General features: G+C 62.7%; 9 protein-coding genes and 1 pseudogene. 6 read left to right on the forward strand and 4 right to left on the reverse strand.

Annotation, left to right across the window (positions count from 1 at the left end):
* Positions 1-116 precede the first annotated feature (116 nt).
* A complete protein-coding gene (locus tag FYJ31_RS04835) occupies positions 117-1,412 on the reverse strand; it encodes an alpha-amylase family protein (protein ID WP_326831180.1) in 1,296 nt (431 codons plus the stop codon).
* A 119-nt stretch (positions 1,413-1,531) separates the two neighbouring features.
* On the opposite strand from FYJ31_RS04835, the pseudogene FYJ31_RS04840 reads away from it, so the two are divergent.
* Both FYJ31_RS04840 and FYJ31_RS04845 read left to right on the forward strand, forming a co-directional pair.
* Positions 1,532-1,909: pseudogene (locus FYJ31_RS04840) on the forward strand (inorganic phosphate transporter); the annotation flags it as partial.
* A 17-nt stretch (positions 1,910-1,926) separates the two neighbouring features.
* A complete protein-coding gene (locus FYJ31_RS04845) occupies positions 1,927-2,550 on the forward strand; it encodes a DUF47 domain-containing protein (RefSeq protein ID WP_154536129.1) in 624 nt (207 codons plus the stop codon).
* A 183-nt stretch (positions 2,551-2,733) separates the two neighbouring features.
* On the opposite strand, the gene FYJ31_RS04850 is transcribed toward FYJ31_RS04845, so the two are convergent.
* Positions 2,734-3,387, reverse strand: coding sequence for a response regulator transcription factor (locus FYJ31_RS04850; RefSeq protein WP_007052109.1), 654 nt, complete (start codon positions 3,385-3,387; stop codon positions 2,734-2,736).
* Positions 3,387-4,739 (reverse strand): sensor histidine kinase, encoded by a 1,353-nt coding sequence (locus tag FYJ31_RS04855; RefSeq protein ID WP_065443996.1) that lies wholly within the window; start codon positions 4,737-4,739, stop codon positions 3,387-3,389. The genes FYJ31_RS04850 and FYJ31_RS04855 overlap by 1 nt, the downstream gene beginning before the upstream one ends.
* Before the next feature lie 385 nt (positions 4,740-5,124).
* Here FYJ31_RS04855 and FYJ31_RS04860 point away from each other — a divergent pair, with 385 nt between their 5' ends.
* The 3 genes from FYJ31_RS04860 to FYJ31_RS04870 all read left to right on the forward strand — a co-directional run bounded on the left by FYJ31_RS04860 (position 5,125) and on the right by FYJ31_RS04870 (position 8,846).
* Complete coding sequence (locus FYJ31_RS04860; protein ID WP_007057287.1) at positions 5,125-6,108, forward strand: ABC transporter ATP-binding protein; 984 nt, start codon at positions 5,125-5,127, stop codon at positions 6,106-6,108.
* A gap of 100 nt (positions 6,109-6,208) precedes the next feature.
* Positions 6,209-7,447, forward strand: a complete 1,239-nt coding sequence (locus FYJ31_RS04865) for an ABC transporter permease (protein ID WP_007052113.1) — start codon at positions 6,209-6,211, stop codon at positions 7,445-7,447.
* Positions 7,434-8,846, forward strand: a complete 1,413-nt coding sequence (locus FYJ31_RS04870; protein WP_154536130.1) for an ABC transporter permease — start codon at positions 7,434-7,436, stop codon at positions 8,844-8,846. The genes FYJ31_RS04865 and FYJ31_RS04870 overlap by 14 nt, the downstream gene beginning before the upstream one ends.
* 5 nt (positions 8,847-8,851) lie before the next feature.
* Here FYJ31_RS04870 and FYJ31_RS04875 read toward each other — a convergent pair whose 3' ends face one another.
* The gene (locus FYJ31_RS04875) at positions 8,852-10,330 is read right to left on the reverse strand and encodes an ATP-binding protein (RefSeq protein ID WP_016463194.1); all 1,479 of its coding nucleotides are present in this window, start codon (positions 10,328-10,330) and stop codon (positions 8,852-8,854) included.
* Positions 10,331-10,505: 175 nt separating this feature from the next.
* Between FYJ31_RS04875 and FYJ31_RS04880 the strand changes: the two genes are divergently transcribed.
* Positions 10,506-10,892, forward strand: a complete 387-nt coding sequence (locus FYJ31_RS04880; protein ID WP_229773852.1) for a hypothetical protein — start codon at positions 10,506-10,508, stop codon at positions 10,890-10,892.
* Positions 10,893-11,016: the final 124 nt, after the last annotated feature.

Raw genomic sequence — 11,016 nt, forward strand, 5'->3', positions numbered from 1 at the left:
CCGCACAACCCCGCACACGAGGCCGCGAACGGGTCGACCGGTCGTACGGGTACCTGCTCGACCTGCTGATCCGAGGCATTCGGCGGTAAATGGTGAGCTCCCTCTGATGAGGTAGCTCAGTATTGATACGCTGTACTGCCGTCGGCGTTGCGGATGGTGAAAGTGGGGGATTGCTCGATGTTGAGGTCCACGGTCAGGGAATGCTGGGCGTCGGCGCTCGTCGAACGATAGACGAAGTGCTTGTTTTCCAGCTTCACGGCCTCGGTACGCGCATCCATCAGCCATGGGTTGCGACGGCGCAGCGCGATCAGCGCCTGATGCAGCCGGTATGTCGGCTCTCCCAGCGTGGACAGTTCGGCAGGGGAGTCGGGGAACTTCGGACGTACGTCGTCATCGCCGCCGAAACGCTCCTGCTTGACGCCCACATAGCCCTGCTCGTCGCCGTAATAGATGCTTGGCACGCCGCCGACCGTCATGAGCACCGCCAATGCCAACGCCGCCTTGGCCGGGCCAATCTGCGATGCGATACGCGTCACGTCATGGTTGCCGATGAATGTCTGCGGCACGAAGGAATCCAGGAACGCGTTGTGCCGCTTGAGATTCCAATCCAGCTCGAAGAAGTTCTCCGTCTCCAGCGCATGCTGGATCGACTTCCATAGCTCGTATTGCGTGATCGAATCCATCGTGGATTCCTCGATGATGCGCGGGTAATCGCCATGGATCACCTCGCCGAAAATCCATGAATACGGGTGTGCGGCTTTGACCTGCGGCAACACGCGCGCCCAGAACGGGCTCGGCACGGCATACGCGGCGTCGAGGCGCCAGCCGGCGGCTCCGCGATCCAGCCAATGGCTCATCACATGGACCACATAGTCAACGGTCTCGTCAGCCGAATGGTCCAGCGCCACCAGATCCCTGTGCCCCTCGAACACATCCAAAGCGGGTTCGTCATTATCACCGACATGCGCGCGGACCAGACCATGCCACGGGTTGTCGGCCGGATTCAAGCGTCCGGCGGTCTCGTCAAGCGCCGCCCGGACGGCCGGATGATCGCGGCTCACATGATTGAACACGCCATCCAGCACCACCTGCAATCCCATGTCCCGGCAGGCCGCAATCAGCTGGTCGAACGCGGCATCCCCGCCCAATCGCACATCGATGTGCATATGGTCGAGCGTGTCGTATCCATGCGTCGCCGACTCGAACACCGGACCCAGCAGCAGGCCGGACGCGCCTAGATCGCGCACGTACTTCAGCCAAGGGATCATCGCGTCAAGGCCGCGGCCATGGAACTGGCGCGGGCCGGCGGGCCTGATATCGGCACCGCAGAAGCCCAGCGGATACACGTGCCAGAACACCCCGTACTTCACCCAATCGGGCATTGTGCGGCTCGAATCCGTGCTTACAACCACTGTGCACCTCCTGATTGACACCGTGTCCATTTTCGCACACGCATGACCGAATCCTCGGCAGATGGCGGGAAATGTCGACGAGCATATCGAAGCAAAGTATGAGCCTGCCCCCGTTCCGTTGGTTGGTGTGCAAGGCCGTGACCCTGATCTGCGCCGGCATGGACCGCCGCCGCACCAACGGGTTCTTCACCTACGCGCAGATCGTGGGCGCGGCGGCCATGAGCTTTATGCATGGCGCGCAGGACGGCCAGAAGTTCATCGGCGTGCTGTTCCTCGGCATGGCGTTCTGCAATGGCCAACCCAGCGTGACCGGTGTGATGATTCTGGTCTGGCTCATGATCCTGTGCAGCACCATCATGGGCGTGGGCGCGGTACGCCGCCTCTCCGCCATCAACTTCGGCGTGGTGCGCGACATGATGCTCACCTGGGTGTTCACCTTCCCCGGTTGCGGTCTCATCAGCTTCGTAATGGCCAAACTGTTCATGGTCGTGTTCTAGAAAGGAATCCACCCATCATGGCGAGACAAAAAGACACGTTCTACTTCGACGGATTCCGCCGCAGCGCGGACTACGCATGCCAGGCCGCGAAGCTGCTGTCCGAGGTCATGCACGACTTCAATCCGGGCCAGCTGCGCGAACGCATGGACAGCATGCACGCGATTGAGAAGTCAGCGGACGAGGTGCGCCACGACATGATGGACGAACTGGTGACCGCGTTCATCACGCCGTTCGACCGCGAGGACATCGACGAGCTCGGCCACGTGCTCGACGACGTGACCGACAGCATCGAAGGCGTGCTCAACCGCATGTACTACGACAACGTGACCGACATGCGCGACGACGCGGTCCAGATGTCGGATATGGTGGTGCGCGCCACGGAAAGCATCTGCGAGCTGGTCAACGAACTGCCGCGATTCCGGCATTCCAAGACGTTGCGCGAACTGGTGTTCGCCATCAACACGATCGAAACGGACGCCGACCACCTGTTCATCGAGTCGATGCGCATGCTGCACACCACCTGCACCGATCCGCTGCAGGTGTTCGCCTGGCATGACGTCTACCGTCACCTCGAACAGTGCTCCGACGACTGCGAGCGCGTGGCCAACACCATCGACAGTATCGTCATGAAAAACAGCTGAGGTTGGTTTTTCACAACCTCCCTCTGATGAGCCGAGCCGTGAAGAAAACGCCGGAGGCGTTTTTAGGCGAGGGTGAGTGACAACGAGCGAATAAGAGGTCAGCTGCAAGCTGTCCTGAATCGCGTTCGAGGTGGCATCGCGAAGCGATGTCGGAGGGAGAGGCCTACTTGACCAAAAGCCCCCTCACCTATGGGCGTTGAGCCAGAGGATGGCGAGTTGGGTGCGATTGGTCAGGCCGAGCTTGTCCAGTATCGCGCTGATGCGATTGCGGACCGTGCCTTCGCTCAGGAACAGTCTGGCGGCGATGTCGCGGTTATCGAGGCCCTCGGCGACCAGCGCGGTGATCTCACGTTCGCGCTCGCCAAGCAGGCCCTCGATGGAATCGGCGGTATCTCTGGAATCGTCGGAATCGGCAGGATCCGGAGTTCGTTCGGTGAGCTTGCCGAGCACTTCCGCGCCGAGCACCACCTGACCGGCCATCACCGCCTGCAGCGCGGGCCCGACCGCCGCCACATCCTGTTTGATGAGATAGCCCTTGGCGCCAAGTCCCATCGCCTGCGCGATATACGACTGGTCCGCAAACGTGGTCAGGAACAGTATGCGCGCGGCCGGGTCCGTGGCCAGAATCTCGCGCGCGGCATCCAAACCGCTGGTGCCGGGCATCTGAATATCGATCAGCAGCACGTCCGGTCGGCTCGCCGGTGTCTCGAAATAACGGCGCACGGCGGCGTCTCCGTCATTTGCCATCCATAGCACCTCGGCCGTGCCGGTGGCCGTCAGAATCGTCTCCAACGACTGGCAGACGATCGGATCATCATCCACGATTGCGATTCTCATCAATCCCTCGATTCCATGGTCCAACGCTTCTTCGGCACGGATACGAACACACGCCAGCCGTCCTCATACGGCCCGCAGACCGCGGTGCCGCCAAGGGCGCGCACGCGCGATTCGATATCCGCCAAACCCATGCCGCGCATCAGCTCATCGGCCGAACCACGCATATCGGCAACGCCGTCGGCGGCGAGTCGCGAGCCGACGTGCGTGGCGCGCATCGCACGCGGGCGGGCAGCGGCCGTCCGGGACCCATCGGACTCGGACACGGCCGGCCCCGGATCCTGAATGACCAACTGCCAGAACGCGGGGAAGTCACGCAACGTCACGCTCGCCTCGCGCGCCGCGCTGTGATGCACCACGTTCGACAATGCCTCGCGAATCACGGTCGCGAAACAGCGCGAGACCGGCGCAGGCGCCTTGGCGATATCGTTGGCCAGCGTCACGGCGAAACCGGGGAAGATGCCGTCGAACGACGTGACGGCATCATCGATCTGCGCGGCGAAATCAGTGCCATCATCCTCAAGATCATGCACCGAACGGCGCACCATCGTCATCGCATCATCCAACGTCGCACCCAACGTGGCGAACCCTTGCGCAGCGACCGTATCGTTCGTCGCCTTGGCCACCGTTTTGCCGGCCTGCGCCTGCATGATCGCGCGGGTCAGCAGATGGCCCACATTGTCGTGGATCTCCCGGGCGATACGCGTGCGCTCGCCGAGGGTCGCCATGCGAATCGACTGGGCGCGTTCCTCATCGATGTCGGCGATGCGCGAACGAGTGGCCCGCGAGGATTCGCGCGCCCTGTCCTGCGCGTGCAGCAACGCGCGCCGCGCCTCGTCCGAGGAGGCGCGGGCCCGGCCCAGAACGAATCCAAGCAGGGCGACCAGCGTCATCACCAGCGTCTGGAGACGGTCGGTGCCACGGGCGAACCAGAGCGCGATCAGCGGCAACACCCATATCCAGCGCGCGGCGGCCGAAAGCCACGGGGCCGAACGCATTGCATCGGCAAGGGAACGGCGAGAGGCCGCGGTCTGCGAGACACTGGGGGAGCGGCCACTTGCCGCAGTCCGTGCCCCAGCCCGGGCTCCGGTCGAGGCGAGGGCCGGCAGCCGTGCAGTATCGTAGGCGATGAGCGGCATGAACGCGCACCATGAAGGCACCGCCACGGCGATGACGAGATACGCCGTACACAAGACCCAAGACCATTGCGCGGGACGCAGCCATTCCACCAATCCGGCGACGGAAACGGCCAACAGCAGGCCGGCGATGAACACGCCATCGGACCGTAGCCCGACAAGCCAGGCCAAAGCCAGGCCCAACACGAGTAGCAAGCCCATCTCGGCCAACACGCGCATGGCACCTCCCCGGCTCGACGCTCTTCCACCACCAGTCTAGCGGTGTGCGGAACACGACGAACTTGACGGGCGTGCGGAATTACCCGCATGACGGTCCAAGACAACGGGCTTACACTTCCCGAATAGATGAGGCACAAGCGTCGGATGTCGTCGACACAACCGTAAAGGGATGATACCGATGATTACGCAAAGCCACAGGGCGTCCAACTATTCGATGGACGAGATCAGCCTGATGCCGGTCGATAAGGTGTACAAGGCCATGCAGACCGACGCCGAAGGACTGTAATGACAAATGTCACGCCTGTACGGCCAAGTCGTGACGTTTGCCTGTGGCGGCGTCCGGCCCCTTCTTGGGATGATGGAATCGCCAAGGAAGGGAGTGACTATGACAACCGACAACAGAGCTTCCGAACACGACTCGACAACCAACCCGGCTCTGGCCGTGCACGTCAGCCAACTGGTCAAACGCTACGGCGACATGGTGGCGCTCGACTATTTTGACCTTGACGTGAACCAGGGCGAGATTTTCGGGCTGCTTGGACCGAACGGGTCCGGCAAAACCACCGCGATCAACTGCATCCTCGCGCTGCTCACCTACGATTCGGGCACGATTCGCGTGTTCGGCCAGCCGATGACGCCGACCTCCTACGCGCTGAAACGTCGTATCGGCATCGTGCCGCAGAACGTGGCCGTGTTCAACGAACTGACCGTCACCGAAAACATCGACTACTTCTGCTCGCTGTACGTGCCGAAGAAAACCGACCGCGCGCCGCTGGTCGAGGAGTCCATCGAATTCGTCGGACTCCAGGACTTCCGCAAGTTCCGGCCCGGCAAACTGTCCGGCGGTCTGCTGCGACGCCTGAACATCGCCTGCGGCATCGCGCACAAGCCTAACCTGATCTTCTTCGACGAACCCACGGTCGCCGTCGACCCGCAAAGCCGCAATTCGATTCTGGAAGGCATCCAGCGGCTCAACCAGGCCGGCGCCACGGTGATCTACACCAGCCACTACATGGAGGAGGTCGAACAGATCTGCGACCGCATCCTCATCATGGACCACGGCCGGCACCTGGCGCTCGGAACCGCCGACGAGCTCAAGAACATGATCGACACGGGCGAGCGCATCACCATCGAAACGCTCGATCTGGCGGATTCGGCGATGGCCGAGGTCCGTGCGCTGCCGTGCGTGATCGAAGCCACCTACGACGGCAAGGAACTCGACGTGCGATGCCGTCGCGGCGAACACAACCTGACCGACGTGCTCGACGCGGTGAAACGCTCCGGCGCCAACATCGGCCACCTGACCAGTCGCCCGCCCACCCTCAACGACGTGTTCCTCGAACTCACCGGCAAAGCACTGAGGGACTGACCATGCTCCCCTCAGTCGGCAAGCAAATAACTTGGCTCCCCTCTCCGAGGGGAGCTGTCACCAAAGGTGACTGAGGGGAGTTCCTGAGTAAGGAGACATCATGTGGACCACATTTCTGGTCGCATTGAAAGCGAACTTGCGTAACCGGTCGGCGTTGTTCTGGATGACCGTGTTCCCGATTGTGCTGGCGACCATGTTCAACGGACTGTTCGGCGGGCTGGCCGAAGCATACGAACTCAAGCCGGTGCCGATGGCCGTCATCGAAGACACCCGTTGGCAGCAGGCGGACGGTGCCCGCACCTTCGTAGACGCGCTGGCCGGGGAAACGGAATCGGCCTCAGACGACACGACCTACGCCGAAATCGACCAAAAGCTGCTGACCATCACCACAGTCGACACCGTGAAGGAGGCCGAACAACGGCTCGCCGACGGCACTGCCAACGGCTATCTGACCGCCGACAATAACGGCCGATTGGCGATGACCGTGAGCCGGGAAACCGCCGTCACAGCCAAGGACTCCACGCAAAACAGCGGACTGGACATTAGCCTCGCGGCCCTGCGCAGCGTCATCGACCTGTACAACCGCACCGACGCCGTTACCCGGCAGACCATCGCCGACAATCCACAGGCCGCGCTCAGCCGGAACTTCTGGAACAGCGTCGGGCAGAACGTCGACATGACCCATGAGACGACGCTCACGCATTTCCAGCCTGACGAGATCGCCCGATACTATTACGCGCTGCTGGCCATGTCCTGCATGATGGCCATGGGATACTCCATCAGCACAGTCGCCGCCGCACAGGCGAACCTGTCCGCGCTGGGCATACGGCGGACCGTAGCGCCGCTGAGCCGGGCCAAACAGCTCGTCGCGGGCTTCCTCTCCTGCTGGCTGTGCTCGTCGGTCGCCCTGTCCATCGCATTGGCCTATATCCGGCTCGCCTGCAACGTCTCGCTCGGCGGACGCGAACCGGCGGCGATCCTCGCGGTCATCATCGCCTCGTTCATGACCAGCTCAGCAGGCACCCTGCTCGGTGCGGTGCCGAAGCTCTCGTACAACACGAAATACGGGCTGTCGACCGGCATCTCCTGCACGCTGTCGCTGTTCACCGGACTGTACGGCGGGTTTGCCATGCAGATCAGCGACTGGATAGCCCGCAACGCGCCCATACTCGGCACCATCAACCCCGCACAGCAGGTGACGAACCTGTTCTACGACATCCTGTACTACGACAGCTACCGGCCGTTCATCACCACCTGCATCATTCTGCTGGCGATGAGCGCGGTATTCCTCTTGGCCGGCATCGCAATGCTGAGGAGGCAACGTTATGAACACCTGTAAAGCCACGCTGCGCGTGCTGTTCGCGCACTGGGTCTACCTGATGATCTACCTCGTATTCATAGGCATCCTGATGATGTCCATCAGCTGGGCGATGCTGACCTCCGCATCCGGCTCCATGTCCGCGGTGCTCGAATCGACCAAGACGCGCGTCGCCATCATCGACCGCGACTCCGACCGGGGTGATATCGCCACGTCGATGCGCGCCTACCTGCGCGATTCCAGCGAACTGGTGGACCTCGACGACACCAGCGAAACGCTGCAACAGGCCGTCGCCTCGAACTGGGTGGACCTGATCGTCATCATTCCCGACGGATTCGCTGACGATTATGTCGCCGCGGCGGCGGACGGCGACAATCCGCCGAACGTGGACACGGTTACCAGCTACGCATCCGGCTCCGGGTCGATGGCGCGGATGAACGTCGGCGGGTTCCTCTCGCTCACCCGCACCGCACTGATCGGCGCGCAGACGAGGGTCGACCAGGCGGCGCTCGCCGGCATGATGAACGCTACAGGAGGGGCCGCCGGTTTTGATGGCGCGAGTCTGGACCAAGACATGCTGGACTCGCTGCCGGAAGGGCAAGTCGACAAGCCGGATATCAAGGATCTGTCCCAGGCCGCCAAAATGGCCGCCGAATCGGCCAGCGATACAGACGTGAACCATCAGATCGCCGTGGTCGATACGCCGACCGAGGAGTCGGCAAGCGCTGCGGATACGGCGGTCAGCGGATTCGGCGGCACCATGAAAACCGCGATGTACCCGCTGTCCCTGGCGATGACCATCTGCGGATCGATGATCCTGGGCGCGTTCACCACCGGCGAGGTGCGGCGGCGTCTCACCGCCTCGCCCCGACGCATGGTCCTGATGGGAGTCCAGCGGTTGCTGACGTTGGGCGGATTCGCGCTCGTCGTATGCGTCGGCTATTTGGTGCTGTCAATCGGTCTGATGATGGCGGCGGGGCTCGATCCGTTGCACCTGAGCGTCGGGGGAGTGCTGATGACGTTCGGCGCGACCTGCGTGTACGCGCTGATGACCGTCGCCTGCGGATTCATGCTCAGCGAGTTCGGGCTCTCGGAAGAGGCTGCCAACGGATTCGCCAATATCTTCGGCCTGCTCATCATGTTCACGTCGGGCGTCGCATTGCCGGTTGACATGATGCCCGGCGTGATGGTGACCATAGCCAAGTTCCTGCCCGGCTGGTGGTATTGCACCGCGATCGACAACGCGCTCGGCTTCGGCACGGCTGCGGAGAGCGGCGTGAGCGTCGCCGGCTGGGCCGGCTCGCTGGGATTGGTCGCACTGTTCGGTGTGATGTTCATCTGCATCGGCCTGGCCGCCGGCCGCTTCCGCCGATCCCGTCCCACCCTGGCCGCGCCCGCCACCACGCAGCTGGCCGAGTGAGAAAATCAGCCTTTCAACCGATACCGCTGCACCGGGTCATCGGCGAACTTGACTCGGGCGACCCGCCCTTCCTTCATCAGCTCGCGCATGCCGGACGTGGCGGCCAGCGGAGTCAACTGCAGTTCGCGCATGATCTCCTTGACGCTCATCGCCGAATGCCGTTCCAGTACGGTCATAATCGCCTTGACCACGTCACCCGGTGAACTGTTCGCCATCGTGCGCTGCTTGGTGATGGTCATCGTGAACGTGTTGATGTCGTTGCGCGTGGTCGCCGGCTCGATGCCGGCCTCGCGCAACGCGGCGGCGATGCGCTGGTAGCCGTCGCCGCCTTCTGGGTTCACAAACCCGCCGCCCGGATACGGCGTGGACTCCAGCAGCGTGAACAGGAACTGGTTTCGGGTGGAGACGAACGGTGCACCCGTCACCGGATGCGGACTCGCCAGCACATCATGTGTCACCATGCCGTACAGACCACCCGGATTGGTGATCTCGATGCGATCGGTGAACACGCTGATATGCACCTGCGTGCCGCGCGCATCGGGCGAATAATCACGGTGGGTGAGCGCGTTCGCAATCGCCTCGCGCAACACGAGCGGCGGATAATCGGGCTTCTTCGCGCCAATCCAACGCATCAACGAGTCGACCGCATCGTCGATCATCACCGGAATCGAACCGACCACCGACTTCGAGGCGACCAATCGCTCGTCGCCCCGGAACACATCGTCCCGGCTCGTCCCCGGAAACACGGCTATCGAAATGCCGAGCCGCGGATAGAACTTCTGCGGATAGCGGCCCAACGCCAGCAGTCCGGCCAAGGTGGGACGCAGTATTCCGCCGACCTCCGACTCGTCGGAATCATCATGGCGCAACACCTGCAGATCCAGCAGCACATCGATGCCGTCTCGGTCGGCGAACACGCGCGGATGCTGTTCGCGCACGCGCGCCAACAATCCGGAAACGAGCTGCGGGTCGAGGTCATCGGTCGTGGCGCCGGGCACGATATCCAGATCGTATGTGGGCTGCAGATGCTCCTCGATGAGCCGGTCGACCTCATAGGAGGTCATGCGCCGGTCGCCGTCGCCGGTGCGGATGAACGAGCCGCCGTGCGGTCCGAGCGCGGTGGTGAAGCAGGGCTTGTCGCGCGGCAGCATCTCGTCGATGCGCGCGAACACCAGATTCGCGCCTTCGAACGGGCAGGTGACGATCACGGGCCGCACCACCGGCGTCATCTTCTCGCACGCCTGGCTCAGCGCCTCCTGCATGGCGCGCGCGTCGAATCCCTCGACCGGCGTGAACCCGTTCTTTTCGGACAGGCCAAGGATGATCCAGCCGCCGGAGCCATTGGAGAACGCGGACAGCGTATCGGTGATGGTCGAGGAGATCTTGCGCTTGCATTCCTTGACCTCGCACTGTTGCGTATCGTTGCCGATCAGACGCATGAGTTCGATCAGCTCAGTCATTTTGGCAGTATAGTCATCGACCATGGCGGCCTCCTTGAAACCATTGTGCCCCATAATCCGCCGCCCGCTCGCCTCCAGCCCCGCCAGTTCACCCCAATTCATGCAGAATTCATGGGCCAAACCAGACGAAACGAACGTCGATGTAGGGTTCGGTTCCGCGTGTTCACTGACGAGATCGGCCGGTCGAGGCGGGCGGACTATGTTGGGTGGCGTGGACGGCCAGTCGAAAGGCATCATGCCGTTGCTCGCCGCGCGCGTCACCAAGCGTACCGGTCGGCCGGTGGCCTGGCGTACGGTCGGCAAGCTCGGCGCGACCGCCCGGCGCGTGCGCTACCGGATGATTGGCGATATCAACGACCGGCCGGACGTGCTGATCGTGTGCGTGGGCAGCAACGACATGCTCGCCGGACGTTCGGTGCGTGAAAATGGGCCGCTGACATCACCCCGGTGCTGGACGCGGCCAAGAACAAGGCCGGCAGGGTGGTGCACACTTTTGCTGGTCACTCCATCCACCACTGCCGCGAAACCATCGGTGATGATCAGCCCGTCCTCATTGAGCGACTGGTCAGACCCGTTGTCTAAATGAAAGTGCAACACCCGTTAGATTGGAGATTGTCCGGATAACCAGTCCGAAGGGATGTTGCACCTATGGGGGAAGCATGTTCGCGCCTGTCGGAAGAGGAACGCCGGGGCATCCGGATCGAGATCGG

The sequence above is a fragment of the Bifidobacterium sp. WCA-178-WT-4B genome (assembly GCF_009696495.1).
GTDB classification, from domain to species: Bacteria; Actinomycetota; Actinomycetes; order Actinomycetales; family Bifidobacteriaceae; genus Bifidobacterium; species Bifidobacterium infantis.